The sequence below is a fragment of the Methylocella sp. CPCC 101449 genome (genome assembly GCF_031921685.1).
Lineage (GTDB): Bacteria > Pseudomonadota > Alphaproteobacteria > Rhizobiales > Beijerinckiaceae > Terripilifer.
The window spans coordinates 249611-268303 of the sequence record NZ_JAPDHU010000004.1 but is presented as its reverse complement, the minus strand read 5'-3'; the positions used below and the strand labels follow the sequence as shown (position 1 = coordinate 268303).

The 18693-nt window shown below is 63.3% G+C and carries 10 protein-coding genes; 4 read left to right on the top strand and 6 right to left on the bottom strand.

What is annotated here, in order from left to right:
* Positions 1-74: 74 nt before the first annotated feature.
* From OIM99_RS25880 to OIM99_RS25865, 4 genes are all read left to right on the top strand, one after another.
* Positions 75-3485, top strand: coding sequence for an acyl-[ACP]--phospholipid O-acyltransferase (locus tag OIM99_RS25880; protein WP_311853409.1), 3411 nt, complete (start codon positions 75-77; stop codon positions 3483-3485).
* Position 3486: 1 nt separating this feature from the next.
* A complete protein-coding gene (locus OIM99_RS25875) occupies positions 3487-4086 on the top strand; it encodes a TetR/AcrR family transcriptional regulator (protein ID WP_311853408.1) in 600 nt (199 codons plus the stop codon).
* A 68-nt stretch (positions 4087-4154) separates the two neighbouring features.
* Complete coding sequence (gene pepN / locus OIM99_RS25870; protein WP_311853407.1) at positions 4155-6818, top strand: aminopeptidase N; 2664 nt, start codon at positions 4155-4157, stop codon at positions 6816-6818.
* Positions 6819-7193: 375 nt separating this feature from the next.
* Positions 7194-9368, top strand: coding sequence for an ATP-binding protein (locus tag OIM99_RS25865; RefSeq protein ID WP_311853406.1), 2175 nt, complete (start codon positions 7194-7196; stop codon positions 9366-9368).
* A gap of 15 nt (positions 9369-9383) precedes the next feature.
* Here OIM99_RS25865 and OIM99_RS25860 read toward each other — a convergent pair whose 3' ends face one another.
* The 6 genes from OIM99_RS25860 to OIM99_RS25835 all read right to left on the bottom strand — a co-directional run bounded on the left by OIM99_RS25860 (position 9384) and on the right by OIM99_RS25835 (position 18693).
* On the bottom strand, positions 9384-12401 hold the full coding sequence (locus tag OIM99_RS25860; RefSeq protein WP_311853405.1) for a bifunctional [glutamine synthetase] adenylyltransferase/[glutamine synthetase]-adenylyl-L-tyrosine phosphorylase: 3018 nt from the start codon (positions 12399-12401) through the stop codon (positions 9384-9386).
* Entirely contained in the window at positions 12361-13842 is a 1482-nt protein-coding gene (locus OIM99_RS25855; protein WP_311853404.1) for an ATP-binding protein, read from the bottom strand. Before OIM99_RS25855 ends, OIM99_RS25860 begins: the two co-directional genes overlap by 41 nt.
* Positions 13826-14509 (bottom strand): response regulator transcription factor, encoded by a 684-nt coding sequence (locus tag OIM99_RS25850; RefSeq protein ID WP_090709087.1) that lies wholly within the window; start codon positions 14507-14509, stop codon positions 13826-13828. Before OIM99_RS25850 ends, OIM99_RS25855 begins: the two co-directional genes overlap by 17 nt.
* A gap of 74 nt (positions 14510-14583) precedes the next feature.
* Positions 14584-16125, bottom strand: coding sequence for a Do family serine endopeptidase (locus OIM99_RS25845; RefSeq protein ID WP_311853403.1), 1542 nt, complete (start codon positions 16123-16125; stop codon positions 14584-14586).
* A gap of 117 nt (positions 16126-16242) precedes the next feature.
* The gene (locus OIM99_RS25840) at positions 16243-16716 is read right to left on the bottom strand and encodes a cytochrome c-type biogenesis protein (RefSeq protein WP_311853402.1); all 474 of its coding nucleotides are present in this window, start codon (positions 16714-16716) and stop codon (positions 16243-16245) included.
* A 3-nt stretch (positions 16717-16719) separates the two neighbouring features.
* A complete protein-coding gene (locus OIM99_RS25835) occupies positions 16720-18693 on the bottom strand; it encodes a heme lyase CcmF/NrfE family subunit (protein WP_311853401.1) in 1974 nt (657 codons plus the stop codon).

Below are 18693 nucleotides of genomic sequence, written 5' to 3'. Positions count from 1 at the left end.
ATGTGAGTGAATATTCACTTACTTTTTGGGAGCCTTTTTGAAACCCAGGGCGACCGAAATTTTGGGAGGCGGGCATGTTCGCGGAACTTTTGACCTCGCGCCGGTTCTGGCCGCTGTTCTGGTGTCAGTTCTTCTCTGCCTTCAACGACAATTTCGTCCGCAACATGCTGGCGATGCTGATCCTGTTCAAACTGGGCGCCGAGGAAACCGGCGCCCTTGTGACATTGGCGGTCGGCATTTTCGTTCTGCCCTCGATTTTCCTGTCGGCGCTCGGTGGCGAAATAGCCGATTCCCATAACAAGGCTTTGATCGCCCGGCGGCTGAAGTTCGCCGAGATCTTCGTGCAGATGGTCGCCGCCGCCGGCTTCTGGTTCTCGTCCCTGCCCCTGCTCTATGCGGCGCTCTTCGGCCTTGGCGTCATCGCCGCTCTGTTCGGGCCGATCAAATACGGCATCCTGCCCGATCATCTGGAAACCCACGAGCTGCCGGCCGGCAATGCGCTGATCGAAGGCGCGACCTTCGTTGCCATCCTGCTTGGCATCATCGTTGGCGGGTATGCCGCCTCGCACGGCCGCGATCCGTCCGGCGTCGTCGTACAATTGATGATCGTCGCGCTCGCCTGCTGGCTGTCCAGCCGCGCCATTCCGCCGACTGAAGTTGCTGCGCCCAATCTGCGCGCCGACCGCAACATCCTGCGCTCCACATGGCGGCTCGCCAGCGAATTGCGCGACGACCGCCGCATCTGGATCGGCGGCCTAGCGGTGAGCTGGTTCTGGATGACGGGCGCCGTGTGTCTGTCGCTTGTGCCGGTGCTGATCAAACATCGCATCGGCGGGGGCATCGACGTTGAGACCACCATCAACGCGCTGTTCGCCATCGGCATCGCCGTCGGCTCGATCGGCGCCGCCATCGTCGCCCATGGCCGCATCGTCCTGCTGCCGGTGCCATTAGCGGCGCTTGCCATGGCCGCTTTTCTGATCGACCTCGGCTGGACCACCCTGTCGCTGCCCCATGCGGCGAGCGAAATCGACATGGTGACGTTCCTGACCAGCGCGATGGGCCTGCGCATCGCCATCGACGTGGCGGGTGTGGCCATCGCCGGCGGTTTCTTCGTCGTGCCGGCCTTCGCCGCCGTGCAGGCCTGGGCTGGCGTTGATCGCCGCGCCCGCGTGGTCGCCGCCGTCAATATCGTCACGTCTTTGTTCATGGTCGGCGGCGCGCTTCTCACCGCGATCTTGCAGACAAGCCTGTTCGGCATCACCGAACCGGCTTTGCTGATCCTGCTCGGTGCGCTCAATGTCGGCGCCGCGATCTATCTCTTCGTCCGCCTGCCCGGCTCCTTCGTCGGCGATGTCCTGCGGCTGCTGTTCAAACTGGTGTTCCGTATCGAAGTCCGCGGCATGGAAAATGTCGCCAAGGCCGGCGACCGTTGCGTCATCGCCGTCAACCACCTGTCTTTCCTCGACGCGCCAGTGATGATGTCGCTGCTCGATGACAAGCCGGTCTTCGCCATCGACTGGCAGATCGCCAAGGCCTGGTGGGTGAAGCCATTCCTCGGCATCGCCCGCAGCTATCCGATGGACCCGACCAAGCCTTTGTCGACGCGCGGCCTGATCAACGAGGTGAAGGCTGGCCATCGGCTGGTGATTTTCCCGGAAGGCCGCCTCACCGTCACCGGCGCCTTGATGAAAATCTATGACGGCGCAGCGATGATCGCCGACAAGGCCGACGCCATGGTGGTGCCCGTGCGCCTGGAAGGGTTGGAGCGCACGCCCTTCACCCGCCTGCCGCGTGGCTTCGTGCGCCGTAGCCTGTTCCCGAAGGTGCGCGTCACCTTCCTCGAGCCACGCAAGCTGACGCTGCCGGAAGATCTGCGCGGCCGCAAACGCCGCCAGGCCGCTGGCGCCGCCCTCTATGACGTGATGTCGGATTTGATCTTCCGCACCACCGACATCGACAAGACCTTGATGCAGGCCCTTGTCGACTCCATCCGCGAGAGCGGCAAGTCGAAGGTGATGCTGGAAGATCCGCTGTCGGGCAAGCTCAACGGCCGCAATGTCCTGATCCGCACCGACATCCTGGGCCGCAAGCTGATGCCGCTGACCCAAAACGGGGAATGCGTCGGCGTGATGCTGCCCAATGCCAATGCGGTGGCTGTCACTTTCTTCGCCCTGCAATCGGCCGGCCGCGTCGCCGCCATGCTCAACTACACGGCCGGCGTCGCCAATCTTCAAGCCGCCTGCAAGGCCGCCGGCGTGCGCTCCATCCTCACCTCGCGCGCCTTCCTCGAAAAGGCCAATCTTGGTGCGGTTGCCGCCGAACTGGCGAAAACGACCAAGGTGATCCACCTAGAGGATATCGCGACGACAGTCGGCACCGGCGACAAGCTGCGCTCGCTGTTCACCGCAGGCAAGGCGCTGGAACAGCGCTCACCCAACGATCCGGCCGTGGTGCTCTTCACGTCCGGCTCGGAAGGCGCGCCGAAAGGTGTCGTGCTGTCGCATCGCAATTTCATGGCCAATATCGCGCAGATCGATGCGCGCTTCGACATCACGCCCGCTGACGTGATCTTCAACGTGCTGCCGGTGTTCCACTCCTTCGGCCTGCTCGGCGGCATGCTCCTGCCGATGCTGTCGGGCATGAAGTGCTATCTTTATCCCTCGCCCCTGCACTACCGGCAGATTCCCGAATTGGTCTATGGCAGCAATGCCACCGTCCTCTTCGGTACCGACACGTTCTTCAACGGTTATGCGCGCACGGCCAATCCTTACGACTTCCGCTCGCTGCGCTATCTCGTCGGTGGCGCTGAGCCGGTGAAGGAGACGACGCGCAAGGTCTATATGGAGAAGTTCGGCCTACGCATTCTCGAAGGCTATGGCATCACCGAAACCGCGCCAGTGCTGGCGGTCAATACCGCCATGTTCAACCGCAACGGTACCGTCGGCCGCCTGCTGCCGGGCATCGACTATCGCCTCGAACAGGTGCCCGGCATCACCGAGGGCGGCCGCCTGCACGTCAAAGGTCCGAACGTCATGATGGGCTACTATCGCGCCGACAAGCCCGGCGTGCTGGAGCCGCCGCACGAAGGCTGGCACGACACGGGCGATATCGTCACCGTCGATCCGATGACCTTCGTGACGATCAAGGGCCGCGCCAAGCGCTTCGCCAAGATTGCCGGCGAGATGGTATCACTGGCGGCCATCGAACAGATGTGCGCGCCGATGTGGCCAGAGAATCCGCCCTGCGTCGTCGCCGTGCCCGATACGCGCAAAGGTGAACGCCTCGTCATGGTGACGACCAAAGCCGACGCCTCTCGTACGGAGGTCCAGACCTTCATGAAAGCGCGTGGCGCCAACGAACTGATGTTTCCCTCCGAACTCCTGATCGTGCCGGCTTTGCCGCTGCTCGGCTCCGGCAAGACCGACTATGTCGAACTCGATCGGATGGTGAAGGCGAATATCACCGCCAATGCGGGAGCGGCCTGAGATGACAACGGCTTCCGCTCCCCTGCGCAAAGGCGCTGTCACCCGCAATCGCATCCTCACCGAGGCGCTGAGCCTATTTGCCGAAAAAGGTGTCGAGGGCACGTCGATCCGCGACATCGCGCTGGCCGTCGGCATCGTCGATGCCGCGCTCTATCGCCATTTCCGCAGCAAGGATGAAATCGTCAGCGAGGTCTTCCTGCTGCACTATGGCGCGCTGGCCGAAGCCGTCACCGAGATCGGCGCGCGGCAACAGCCGTTCCGGCAGACGGTGCGCCAGCTCGTCGAACATTTCTGCACGTTGTTCGATGAGCAGCCGGCTGTGTTCTCTTTCATTCTGTTGAAACAGCACGATCATCTGGCCGGGGTGAGCGATGAGGCCAATGTGGTCGAAACCCTGCGTCAGATCATGCAGCGGGCCTATAAAATGGGCGACATTGTCGTCGATGACGCCAATGCGGCGGCCGCCATGGCCCTGGGAATGGTCATCCAACCTGCTGTTTTCAAGCTCTATGGCCGTATCGACAAGCCGATGAAAAGCTATGTCGGCGCATTGACCGATGCGGTCTGCCGCGCTCTTGGCATTCCCTCGGGCGTGCCCTGAATCGGCCCAACTTGCATTCTGCGGTTCAGACCCCATAAATGTTTTGAACCCTTGCAGAGCGAGTCCACATGCGTACCGATACCGCCCGCCCCGTCCGCCTTGCCGACTACCGCGTGCCTGACTACCTGATCGACAAAGTCGATCTCGTCGTCCGCCTCGACCGGCATGAAACGCTGGTCCGGGCGCGGCTGACCATGCGCCCCAATCCCAAGGGCAAGGCCGGTGCTCCGCTTCTGCTCGATGGCGACGGCCTCAACGGCAAACTGGTAGGGATCGACGGCACGCCGCCCGCGCAAGACAGCTTCCGCATCGGCCCCGATCAACTCGAATTGTTCGATCCGCCACGTCAGCCCTTCACGCTCGACATCGAAACCACGGTCGATCCGACCGCCAATACGCAGCTCATGGGCTTGTATCGCTCGGGGGCCGCCTATTGCACGCAATGCGAAGCGGAAGGCTTTCGCCGCATCACCTATTTCCTCGATCGGCCGGATGTTCTCTCCGTCTATTCGACGCGGATCGAGGCGCAGCGCAGCGACGCGCCTATCCTGCTCGGCAATGGCAATCTCGTCGAGACAGGCGATCTTGCGGACGGCTGGCATTATGCGGTGTGGAACGATCCGTTCCCAAAACCCTGCTATCTCTTCGCCATGGTCGGCGGTGACCTCGATGTGCTGAGCGACAGTTTCACCACCATGTCCGGGCGCAAGGTCGGGCTCGGCATCTATGTGGAACATGGCAAGCGCGACCGCGCCGCCTATGCGATGGACAGTTTGAAACGTTCCATGCGCTGGGATGAAGAACAATTCGGCCGTGAATATGATCTCGACGTGTTCAACATCGTCGCCGTGTCCGACTTCAACATGGGCGCGATGGAGAACAAGGGGCTCAATGTCTTCAACGACAAATATATCCTGGCCTCGCCGGACACGGCGACCGACACGGATTATGCCGGTATCGAGACCGTTGTGGCGCACGAATATTTCCACAACTGGACCGGCAATCGCATCACCTGCCGCGATTGGTTCCAGCTCTGCCTGAAGGAAGGCCTCACCGTCTTCCGCGATCACGAATTCAGCGCCGATCAGCGCTCGCGTCCCGTGCAGCGCATCGGTGCCGTACGCAATCTGCGCGCCACGCAGTTTCCGGAAGATGCCGGCCCGCTGGCCCATAACGTGCGGCCGGAGCTTTATCACGAGATCAACAATTTCTACACGCCAACCGTCTACGAGAAAGGCGCCGAGGTCATTCGCACGCTGAAGCAATTCATCGGCGCCGATGCGTTCCGCCGCGGCATGGATCTTTATTTCGAGCGCTATGACGGCACGGCGGCGATCGTCGAAGAATTCATCGCCTGTTTCGCCGAGGCAAGCGGCCGCGACCTGACGCAGTTCATGCGCTGGTACAGCCAGGCCGGCACGCCGGTTCTGACCGTGCGCGAAAAATACGACGAGAGCGCGCAGACCTATACACTGGAGCTCGAACAATCCTGCCCGCCGACGCCGGGCCAGCAGCTCAAACTGCCGCAGATCCTGCCCATTGCCATTGGTCTCGTCACTCCTGATGGCGAGGCGTCCCTCGATATGCCGGGCCCCAATGAGGCGAATGGCGCCAGCGCCGAGGAGATCGCGCGCGGCGTCTTCGAACTGTCGGGACGCGCACGCCGGCTTGTCTTCCGCAATCTCGCCCAGAAGCCAGTGCCTTCCATTCTGCGTGGCTTCTCCGCGCCGGTGCGGCTCGAGTTCGACTGGAGCGAGGACGCTTTGCTGACCCTGCTCGCCCATGACAGCGACAGTTTCAATCGCTGGCAGGCGGCGCAGACTTCGGCCACCCGGCTGATGCAGGCGTCCGTGGCGGCGATTCGAGGCGGCGGTGCGCCGGCGGACCCGACCCGCTTCTGCCAGGCGCTCGGCCGCGTCATCGACGGCTGGAAGGCCGATCCGGCCTTTGCCGCGCTCGCCATCAATCTGCCGAGCGAACTGGATCTAGCCCGCGAGATCGCCAGCGATGTCGATCCCGATGCGATCCGCACCGCCCGCCAGCACATGCGCGGCACTTTGGGGCAGATGAACCTGCCAGCGCTCATGGCCATCCATGACGCACTCTCGGTGCCCGCGCCCTTCACGCCCGATGCGGCCGGTTCCGCCAACCGCAGCATGCGGCTGATGGCCCTCGATCTGATCGCCGCCGGCGATCCGGCCGAAGGCGCACGCCGCGCCAAGCACCAGTTCGAAACCGCCGACAATATGACGGACATGTTCGGCAGCCTGAGCATTCTGGCGCTCAACGCCCCGGCCGAGCGCGAGGCGGCGCTGGCGGCTTTCTATCAGCGCTTCGCCAACGACCATCTCGTCATCGACAAATGGTTCGCCTTGCAAGCGATGATCCCGGACGGCGAAGCTTTGGCGCGTGTGCGCGGGCTGATGGCTCATCCGGCCTTCTCGATGACCAATCCGAACCGGCTGCGTTCGGTCGTCGGCACTTTCGCCATGGCCAATCCGACCCAGTTCAACGCCGCCGACGGCTCCGGCCATGACTTCCTGGCCGAGGTGGTGCTGGATGTCGATCGCCGCAACGCCCAGGTGGCGGCGCGCCTGCTCGTCGCTTTCCGCTCCTGGAAGGGATTAGAGGCGAAGCGCCGCGCGGCGGCCGAGGCCGCGCTGAAGCGGATCGCGGCGCATAACGACCTGTCCGCCGACGTTCGCGACATCGTCACACGATCACTCGCATAAGCCGATCGCGTTTCGACTGAAACGCGATTTAACTTGTTTTGACACGGCTTTGAGACGTTTGATCTTTTCGCTCAAACGGCTGAACACTATGAGTGCGGCAAAAATTTCGTAAATGAATCGTTAAAGGGCTGGACAAATCAGCCCGTCGGGATTCAACTGGCCCTGATTCGACGCGATGCGGCACATGGCGGCGGACAAAGTTTCAAGTCGAGGGGGCCATTCATGGCACGTGCAAGCGTGCTGGAGGAATCCGTTTACGCGGATTCATCCAGAACGGCAGCGCATGCGATTCCAAAAGCGAGTGGTGGACCAGATCGAAGCGGTCTGGAAAGCGCACTCCGCCTAATCGCCCCCGCAGCAGCCGCCCTTTTCTGTTTGATCCTTTTATCGGCCAGCTTTCTTTCTCTTCTTCAAATTCGCGGACAAGCCTTTCAAAGCACCACTTCGGACATCGAACTCACCGCCGCCGTCGTCGCTCTTTCCCTCGACCATACAGACGCCAATCCATCCAACGTAACGGACCTGCTTGCCGGCGCGCTGCGCACCCATGCACCGCTCAAGGGCACGATCGTTTTGATCAGCAATGCGGCCGGGCAGATCATCGCCTCCACGCCGACGGTTCAGGGCACGACGAGCGATCTGTTGGGCGATGCGCAGCCGTTGTCGATCCTCGGCGAGCGCGCCGGCGTCGTGCGCACCCATCTCGCCGATGGACGCGAGGTCTTCGCGGGCGCCTACACATTGAAAAGTATTTCTGGCCAGGCCTTCGTGATCCGTCCCGTGACGGAAGCCGTTGCCGACTGGCGCCGCGCCGCTCTTTTGCCTGGCGTGCTTGGCGTTCTATCTGCCGTCGTCATCGGCGCGCTGGCCTTTGCCTATTTCTGGCAGGCGAACCGCGCGCGCCGCGCCTCCGCTCAATGCGAACAACTCGGCCGCAAGTTCGACATGGCCCTCAACCACGGCCATTGCGGCCTGTGGGATTGGGATTTGTCGCGCGGGCGGATCATGTGGTCGGACTCGATGTACGAGCTGATCGGCTTGCAGCCCGATGGCGGCTTCCTCTCCGTCGGCGACGTGGCCGCCCTGATCCATCCCGCCGACCTCAACCTCAGCCAGATCGCGAAAGTGCTGCTCACCTCGCGACCGCGTACCATCGACCGGACGTTCCGCGTCCGTCACAGCGACGGCCGCTGGCTATGGCTGCGGGCGCGCGCCGAAATCGTTCGCCAGTCCCCGGAGGCGACGCCGCATCTGATCGGCGTCGCGCTCGACATGACCGAACATCGCAGCCTCGCCGAGAAATCGCGCACGGCCGGTGTGCGCTTGCAGGACGCGATTGAATCGATCTCCGAATCCTTCGTGCTCTGGGACGTGGATGACCGCCTCGTCGCCTGCAACGCGCGCTTCATGAAACTCTACGGCCTGCCACCCGACTATACGCGCGAGGGGACAGCGGTCGAGGACATCCTGGCGCAAGCCGAAATTCCCATCGTCGCCGCGCAATCGCAACCGGGCGCCACGCCCGGTGCGCGTTCTTATGAGGCGCAGCTCGCCGACGGCCGCTGGTTGCAGATCAACGAACGGGCGACGAAGGACGGCGGCTATGTTTCGGTTGGCTCCGACATCACCGTGCACAAACAGCACGAGGAGAAGCTGCTCGATTCCGAACGCCGACTGATGGCCACCGTCGCCGATCTTCGAAAGTCACGCCAGACCCTGGAAGTGCAGGCGCGTCAGCTCGCCGACATGGCGGAACGCTATCTCGAACAGAAGGCCGAAGCCGAGCTCGCCAGCCGCGTCAAATCGGAATTCCTCGCCAATATGAGCCATGAGCTGCGAACGCCGCTCAATGCCATCATCGGCTTCTCGCAGGTGATGGAGCATGAGACGTTCGGGCCATTAGGTTCGTCGAAATATCTCGATTACGCCTGCCACATACGCGAAAGCGGCCAGCATCTTCTGAGCATCATCGCCGACGTTCTGGAAATGTCAGCGCTCGAAGCCGGCCATGTGGAACTGCGCAAGACCGAATTCGAAATCGCTCTCGCCATCACGGCGGCGGTCGAAAGCGTGGCCGATCACGCGCAACGCAAGAATGTCACGCTGACGAGCGAGACCTGCCCCGGTGTTCACGTCAGCGCCGACCGCAATGCCATCGAACGGGTGCTCGGCAAGCTGTTGCGCAATGCGATCCGCTTTACCCCCTCGGGCGGACGCGTCGGCGTGCGCTGCCGGATGATCGACGGTGCCATCAACATCTATGTGGAAGACACGGGCTGCGGCATTTCGGCGGAAGCCTTGGTCCGAATCGGCCGCCCGTTCGAACAGATCAATGCGCCCCTGGAGAACGGCTCCAAAGGCTCGGGCCTTGGGCTGGCCATCGCCCGCTCATTGGCGGAGCTGCATGGCGGCTCGATGCGCCTGCGCTCCACCGAGAATGTCGGCACGATCGTGCGCATCCGCCTGCCGCTGCCGCCGAATGCATTGAAGGCCATGGCGCGCGTGACCCGGGCCCCCGCGCCGCCGGCGGCGCAGTCCGAAAGCGCCTGATCCTATTCCCATTTCCTATTTCTTGGCCGATGCGGCTTTGCCCGGCGCTCCGATCAAACGCGTGAAGATTTTGCGCACTTCGCTGCGCGTCTCAGTCAGCATCAGTTCGACACGGCCGAAGTCCGGCAGGTTGACGCTCGAAGCGATGCGACGCAGCACGCTGGAGGCCACTTTGGTCGGATCGAAAGGACCTTCGATGGCAAGCCGCATCATCTGCGTCACCGCCTGATAGAACGTGCAAGCGGTGGTCAATTGCTCGCCATCGCCCGGCGGCAACAGGCCGGCCGCCGTCGCCTTGCGCAGCACGCCGATGGTCGAGGCATCAATGATCTCGGGATGCTCGGGCGCATGGGCCAGCACCAGATATTGGGCGATGAATTCGACATCGATGATGCCGCCCGCCGCCAGTTTCAAATCCCACGGATCGCTCTCGCCCTTCTCGCGGGCGATGAGCCCGCGCATGGCCGCGATATCCGTTCGCAAGATCTTTTCTTCGGTCGGCTGCCGGATGATCGCCGTTTGCGCCGCTGTGATCGCCTCAGCGAGCGAGGAATCGCCGGCGATGACACGTGCCCGCACCAGGGCCATGTGCTCCCAGGTTTCCGCCTCGTTCTGCTGATAGTCGACGAAGCTGGTGAAGCGCGTTGCCACCGGCCCCTGGCCGCCCGAGGGACGCAATCTGAGATCGACGTCGTAGAGCTTGCCGCGTCGGGTTGCCGAGGTCAGCACGGCCACGAGCCGCTTGGTCAGGCGGGCGTAATATTGCGCGGCATGCAGCGGCCGCGCGCCATCGGACTCCGGCGTTTCATCGTCATAGTCATAGATCAAAATGAGATCGAGATCGGAAGCCGCCGTCATCTCGCGCGAGCCGAACTTGCCCATGCCGACGATGGCGCAACGCGCACCCGGCACGACACCATGATCGGCGGCGAAGGCGCTCTCCACATGCTGCAACGCCGCCCGCAGTAACGCGTCCGCCAATGCGCTGTAGAAATTGCCCGCTTCCTCCGCCGAAATGGTGCCGGCCAGAAAGCGAATGCCGATCACGAACATTTCTTCCTGCGCCAGATCGCGGCAGTCGTCCATGAACTGTTCGCTGTCCCGCGCCGTCTCGAGAATGCGCCGTGCGCGGGCCTCGAAACGGCTCTCGCCAGGCCGCGTCGCGCTATGGGCCGGATCGATCGCGGCGTCGAGCACGTGCGGGCGCAGAGACACCACCTGCGCAAGGCGCGGTGCGCCGCCAAGGATATCGGCGAACAGTTCACGCACCTTGTCGTTCGATTTGAGGATCGAGAACAATTCGACGGCGGCGGGCATGCGCATCAGCGCATTGTCGAAGGCGAGCAATGCCGCATCGGGATCGCCGCTGCCAGCGAAGGCTTCGAGCAAAGCCGGCACCAGCGCTGTCAACACTTCGCGGGCGCGAGCGCTTTGCATGGCCGGGCGGCGGCCGAAGTGCCAGCCACGCACGGTCTCGGCCGCCAGGGCCGGATTGGCGAAGCCGAGCTTCGATAGGGTTTCCAAGGTTTCGGGATCGTCGGTGACGCCGGTGAACACCAGATTGCCGACACTGGAAGATAATTCCGGCTCGGCCTCGAAGAGCCTTGCATAGTGGCTTTCGACACAGGCCAATTGCGCCAGCAGCGCGTCGCCGAAAGCCGCCGCATCGCGATAACCGCAGAATTGCGCGAAGCCTTCAAGCACCGTGGCTTCCGCCGGTAGGCGTTGGGTCTGCTCATCGGCCACCATTTGCAGCCGGTGCTCGATTTCGCGCAGGAAACGATAGGCGGCGCTCAGCTCCGTCACCGCATCTGGCGTGATCCAGCCGTCGGTGGCGAGCTCCTTGAGCATATCGAGCGTGCGCGGACCGCGCAGTTGTGGGCGACGGCCGCCGAAAATCAATTGCTGGGTCTGAACGAAGAATTCCACTTCGCGGATGCCACCGCGCCCCACCTTGATGTTGTGGCCGGCGACAGCGATCTCGGCGAAGCCACGCACCGCATGAATTTGCCGTTTCATCGCATGAATGTCGGCGATGGCGGCATAATCGAAATAACGCCGCCACATAAAGGGCGTGAGGTCCTTCAGAAAGGCCTGCCCCAGCGCGATTTCGCCGGCCACAGGCCGCGCCTTGATGAAGGCGGCGCGCTCCCAATTCTGGCCGAGCAATTCGTAATAGGAGAAGGCGGCCGGCAGCGACACGGCGACGGGTGTCGAGCCGGGATCGGGCCGCAAGCGCAGATCGACCCGAAAAGCGTAGCCGTCGCCCGTATGCTCTTGCAGCAGTTTGGCGATGTGCTGGGTGATGCGCACATAAATGCGTGTGCTCTCGGACGGATCGTCGAGCGCCGGCGTTTCCGGATCAAAAAAAGCGACGAGATCGATGTCGCTCGAATAGTTCAATTCGCCGGCACCGTGCTTGCCGAGCGCCAGGAGCACGAGACCGCAGGCCTCATCCGGCTGCACCGGATTGGCGAGCTTCAGCCGCCCGGCATGATGAGCCGTCCGCAAGGCATGGCGCGTGGCGGCGATCGTCGCCGTATCGGCAAGACGCGACACGGCGGCCATCACCGCATCGACCTGCCAGACGCCGCCGAGATCGCTGAGCGCGATCAGCAAATGGCCTTCCTGCTTGCCTTTGCGTAAAGCTTGCAGAACGACCTCGTCGTCATTGGCCAGATCGCAGGCAACCCGCATGCGCTCCAGGCAGTCGGCGAAGCGGTCTTCCGGATTGCTCGTCAGAAGATCACGCAGCCGATCAGTGTCGCTGGCGATAAGGCCCCAGAGATAGGGCGAATGCTCCGCCACGCCGAGCAGCAGCGCCTGGATCTTGACGGCGGTTTCCGCGTCGGTGCCGAAGGACAGATCACCGTCAAGATCGGCCAGTTTGCGTGTGGCCGTCTCACCCTTGGCGAGCGGTGCGGTGACAAGGCGCCGTGCCAGAGCGCGGTCATCGATCCGAATCTGTTCGGCCGCGGGCTTGCGGCGTCGGCTATCTCGCGGTTTCGACGGTGGTTTTTTCGTTGCGCTCATTCGTTTTATCCACCTGCGTCCTGTCCGCTTGCGTCTTGTCCGTCTGGACAGGCGGGGCGGCGGCCGCTGGTATGACGAGCGTCACAAGCAATCCCGGCGCGTTGTCCTCGATTCTGATTTCGCCATTGTGCAGACGGGCGACCGCCGCCGCAAGCGATAGTCCAAGGCCAGATCCCGGCCGGGATCTTGACCCTTCGAGCCGGACGAAACGCCCCAGCACATGCTCGCGCTCGGAGGCGGCAATGCCGGGGCCACGATCGCCAACGCGCAGCAGCACCTGGCCGCCTTCGGCGGCGGCGCTGACACGGACGATCGAGGGGTGATCGGCATTGGGCGAAGCGCCGTATTTCAAGGCATTGTCGATGAGATTGGCGAGCGCCTGGCCGATCAATTCGCGGCTGCCATGAACGGTCAAGCCGGACCCAATGTCGGTCTCGATGCGCATCTGCGCATCTTCGGCGGCGGGTTCGTAAAGCTCGACGAGATCGCGCGCCACATCGCCGGCGTCGAAATCGGTCTTGCCCTCGATCTCGCTACCCGCCTCCATCCGCGCGATCATCAAAAGCGCGTTGAAGATACGGATCAGCGTATCGGATTCCTCGATGGTCTTTTCCAGCGCACCACGGAATTCATCCGGTGTCTGCGCGATCCGCAGCGCTTCCTCGGCGCGATTGCGCAGCCGGGTGAGCGGCGTTTTCAGATCATGGGCGATATTGTCGGAAACCTCGCGCAGGCCCTTCATCAGTTCGACGATGCGATCGAGCATGGAATTGAGGTTGATGGCGAGGCGTTCGAGTTCGTCGTTGGCGCGGCTCAGCGGCAGGCGGCGGGACAGATCGCCACTCATGATCGAGCGCACGCTGTCGTTCATGCCATCGACACGACGCAGAACGCGACGGGCGACCAATAGGCCACCGATCGTGCCGATGACGATCAGCCAGAACAGCGAGGTGAGCAGCGCCCGCGAGAACACGCGCCGCAGCGCTTCGCGATCTTCGAGGTCGCGGCCGACGAGCAGGCGGAAGCCGCCCGGCAGAAGGAAGATGCGGGCCAGCGCCCGGCGCTCGACCCCCAGTTCACCCTGGCGCTCATAGGTGGTTTCACGCACGCCCGGCTGATCGAGCACGCCCGACGGCAATTGCGCGATATTGCCGGCGATAGCCTGGCCAGCGAAATTGGTGACGAGATAGAGCGAGGCACCGGGCTGGCGCGTGCGCCGCTCGATCACATCGACAATGACGCGGATGCCGCCACGGGCATATTGTTCGGACAGGCCGTTGATTTCGGCTTCGACGGTCGCTGCGATCTGCTCGTCGAGCAGGCGGCGCACGTTCCAGCCGACCCAGCCGATGATGACGCCGGCACCGATCGAAAAAATCAGCAGATAGGCGAGCGACAGCTTGAACGCCGTCGTGCGGAATAGATTAGCGAGCGCCGTCACGGATCATATATCCCGCGCCGCGGATCGTGTGCAGGAGCGGCGGATCGAAGCCTTTGTCGATCTTGCTGCGCAAGCGCGAAATATGCACGTCGATCACATTGGTCTGCGGATCGAAGTGATAATCCCAGACGTTTTCGAGGAGCATGGTGCGCGTCACCACCTGGCCGGCGTGGCGCATCAGATATTCGAGCAGGCGATATTCGCGCGGCTGCAGCGGAATGTCCTTGCCGTCGCGGGTGAGCGTGTGGGCAAGCCGATCGAGTTCGAGGCCGCCGACGCGCAATTGGGTGGTCTCGCCGGCCGCACCCGCGCGGCGACGGGCCAGCACTTCGACGCGGGCGAGCAATTCGGAAAAGGCATAGGGTTTGGCGAGATAGTCGTCGCCGCCAGCGCGCAGGCCCTTCACCCGGTCATCGACCTGGCCGAGGGCCGAGAGAATCAGCACCGGCGTCTCGACCTTCTGTTCACGCAAGCCACCGATCAGGGAGAGACCGTCGAGCTTCGGCAACATGCGGTCGACGACCAGCACTTCATAGGCGCCCTCGCGCGCCATGGCATAGCCTTCTAGGCCATCCGCCGCATGGTCGGCCAGATGGCCAGCCTCGCGGAAGGATTTCACCAGATAGCCCGCCGCTTCGCGGTCGTCCTCGATCACAAGAATGCGCATGAGAGACATATAGCGGACTTTCACGGCGAACGGCAGGCCATTTGGCCTGCCGTCGAAGCAATCCCCCAGGGGGATCAGGACGCCGGGTTGGTGACCAGCGCGACGAAACGAGTGTTGTCGCCTGACTTGACGCGCAGCAGGACCGCCTTGCGACCGTCCTTACGCGCCGCCGCGAGAGCCGCCGACACTTCCGACGGGCGGGTGACCGGCTGGCCGGCGGCTTCGAGGATCACGTCGCCCGAGCGTAGGCCCATGCGGGCACCGGCGCCATCGGGATCGACATCGGCCACCACGACACCTTCCTTACCGGCACCCGGCACGGCGCTGGCCGGCGCCAGCGAGAGACCGAACTTCTGGTCGAGCTGCTCGCTGCGGCCATTGTCGCGGCCCGGGCGGGCATCGGCGCGCTGCTGATCCGGCAGGGCTTCGAGAACCACGTTGGTGGTCATCTCCTTGCCGGAGCGCAGATAGGCGACACTCACCTTGTGCTCGGGACCATAAGCGGCGATCCGGCGCGACAGGTCGCGCGGACCATCGACATTCTGGCCATCGACCGAGATGATGACATCCCCCGACTTCAGGCCCGCCTTGGCGGCCGGCGTGTTGGGCTGCGTCTCGGCGATCAGCGCGCCATGGTTGTCCTTGAGGCCGAGCGAATCGGCGATCTCCGCCGTCACCGGCTGGATCTGCACGCCGATATAGCCACGGGCCACGACACCCTTGTCACGCAGGGCCGCGACGACGTCCTTCACCGTGCTCGACGGGATGGCGAAGCCGATGCCGACGCTGCCGCCCGACGGCGAGTAGATCGCCGTGTTGACGCCGACCACCTGACCGTTGGTGTCGAAGGTCGGACCACCGGAGTTACCACGGTTCACCGGCGCATCGATCTGCAGGAAGTCGTCATAGGGGCCGGCGCCGATGTCGCGGCCACGGGCCGAGACAATACCCGCAGTCACCGTGCCGCCGAGGCCGAACGGATTGCCGATGGCCACCACCCAGTCGCCGACCCGCGGCGCATTGGCGGCGAAATCGACGAACGGATAAGAGCCGGCTTCGTTGATCTTCAACAGGGCCAAGTCGGTCTTCTCGTCGGTGCCGATCACCTTGGCGGTGACGGTCTTGCCACCATCGAGCGTCAACGACACGTCGCCACGGGCGTTTTTCACCACGTGGTTGTTGGTGACGACATAACCGTCAGCCGAGATGATAAAGCCCGAACCCTGCGCGATGCCACGACGCTGCTGCTGACGCTGGTTCGGCATCTGGAAAGGCAGACCTTCCTCGCCGAAGCGACGGAAGAAACGTTCGAGCGGATCGCCCGGCTGCAGACGCGGCATGCCCTGCGGGGCCTGGCCCGGACCGGCTTCGTCATTGGCGGACTCAACGATGTTCACCTTGACCGACACGACGGCGCCACGGACGCGCTGAATGGTGTCGGCGAAGGACGGCATGGATGCATTGGCCAGCGGCGCCTCGGCATGGGCGCTGGTGGTGATTTGCGGTGCGATATTGACGGCGCCAAGAGCGCCACCGAGAGCCAGCACGGCCACGGCACCAAGGAGCGCCGCACGCACGGTCTTGTTCGGCTTCGGATTGAGGAGGGACTCAGACATTCACGCTTCTCCTGAATAGGGGCGCTGGTGGAGGGCCAGCGGTGATGGAGAAGATGGGGGACGACAGTTTTCACCGCCATTTCCGGCAGATGAATTCTTTGTAACGTCGACAAGCGCCTACTTTTCGCGCTTTTCCAGCAATTCAGCCAATTTTCGCGCCTCTTCCGGCGTCAGCTCATCGGCCAATTCGCGCACCGGACGACGGCGCCGCAGAAAGACCACAATCAAAGCCGCCGCCAGAATGGCCGGCGTGGCGGTCCACAGCAGAATCGTCCCGGTGTTGAGCGGCGGCTTCAAGAGAATGAATTCGCCATAGCGCGCGACCAGATAATCACGCACCGCATCGTCGCTATCGCCGGCGACAAGCCGTTCGCGCACGATGACGCGCAGATCCTTGGCGAGCGGCGCGTTGGAATCATCAATCGACTGGTTCTGACAGACAAGGCAGCGCAGGCCCGCCGAAATCACGCGTGCCCGCGCCTCCAGCTTCTGATCGGCGAGCATTTCTGAAGGCTCGACCGCATAAGCCGTGGAAGCCACGAACAGGCTGACGGCGAGAAGAAGATAGCGAAGCAGGTTCGCGGCGCGCATGATCTATTCCGCCGGCTGCATCGCCGCCTGACGCGCGCGGCGTGCGACGCCGACACGCAAGCGACGATCGGCGAGCGAGATGGCGCCGCCAAGAGCCATGATGATGGCGCCGATCCAGATCAGCGCCACATAGGGTTTCCAATAGAGACGCACGTCGATCTCGCCGTTGCTGTTCTGTTCGGTGACCACCGCATAGATCTGGCCGAGCGAGAAAGTGCGCAGACCGGCATCGGTCGTGGTCATTTGCCGCGCGCGATAGAATTTACGCGACGGCTCGATCGTGCTGATCGCGTTGCCGCCGCTGCGGATCGTCATATGGGCGACGGTTTCATCATAGTTCGGACCTGGGCGCGGCTCGACCTTGTCGAGGGTCAGCTCGTAGGGGCCGACCGTGACATGGTCGCCAGGGCGCATGGCGAGAATTTTCTCGACACCCCATCCCGTCGCGGCAAGACCCAGCAACGACACGCCGACGCCAGCGTGAGCGATGGCTGTGCCCCAGGCCGACCAGGGCAGGCCGGTGGCGCGCGCGAACATCACCGACGGCGACAATCCACCGCCGGAGATGCGGCCCCAGATTTCGACGAAGGCGCCAACGATGACGAACAGGCTAAGCCCGGCGAAGACGGCCGAGATCACCGGCTCGCCCTGCATGGCGGCCAGGATCAAACCGCCGCAGATCGCGACAATCAAGGCGACGACGAGACGTTGGGCGGCACCCAGCAGGTCGCCGCGCTTCCAGGCCAGCACCTGACCCAGCGGCATGGCGAGGAAGATCGGCACGAACAGCGGCACGAACGTGTAGTTGAAGAAAGGCGGCCCGACGGAAATCTTGTCGCCGGTGAGCGCTTCGAGCGCGAGCGGATAGAGCGTACCAACGAAGACCGTAGCGCAGCTCGTCGTCAGCAGGAGATTGTTGAGCACCAGGGCGCCCTCGCGCGACACCGGCGCGAAAATACCGCCCGCTTTCAGCAAAGGTCCGCGCAGGGCGAACAAGGCCAGCGATCCACCGATGAAGAAGACGAGAATGGCAAGGATGAAGACGCCGCGCTGAGGATCGGTGGCGAAGGCATGCACCGATGTCAGCACGCCGGAGCGCACCAGGAAAGTGCCGAGCAGAGACAACGAGAAGGCGAGGATGGCGAGGAAGATCGTCCAGATCTTCAGCGCATCGCGCTTTTCCATCACGGTCGCCGAATGCAGCAGCGCCGTGCCGGCAAGCCATGGCATGAGCGAAGCGTTTTCGACCGGGTCCCAGAACCAGAAACCGCCCCAGCCCAAGGTGTAATAGGCCCAGTAGGAGCCCATGGCGATGCCAAGCGTCAGGAATATCCAGGCGATCAACGTCCATGGCCGCACGTAGCGGGCCCATTGCGCATCGATGCGGCCGTTGATGAGCGCTGCGGCGGCGAAGGAGAAGGTGATCGAGAAGCCGACATAGCCGAGATAGAGCAGCGGCGGGTGAATGGCGAGACCAGGATCCTGCAAGATCGGATTGAGGTCGTTACCCTCGGCTGGCGGCGGCAGCACGCGGGCGAACGGATTCGACGTCAGCAGAATGAACAGCAGGAAAGCGCCGCTGATCCAGCCCTGCACCGCCAAAGTGGTGGCAAGCAAATTCTGCGGCGTGCGCCGCCCTCCCACCGCGACCAGCGCGCCGAAGAAGGCGAGGATCAGCACCCAGAGCAGCATGGAGCCTTCGTGATTACCCCACACCCCGGAGAGCTTGTAGATCAGCGGCTTCTGCGAATGAGAGTTCTGCACCACATTGGCGAGCGAGAAGTCCGACGTCAGATAGGCGTAGGTCAGCGCACCGAAGGCGATGGCGACGAGAACGAATTGGATGATCGCCGCCGACGGCGCCATGGCCATCAAAGCCGGATCGTTCTTGCGGCTGCCCCAGAGCGGCAAGGTCGCCTGCACGAGCGCCAAAGCAAGGGCCAGAACGAGAGCGTAGTGTCCGGTTTCGACGATCAT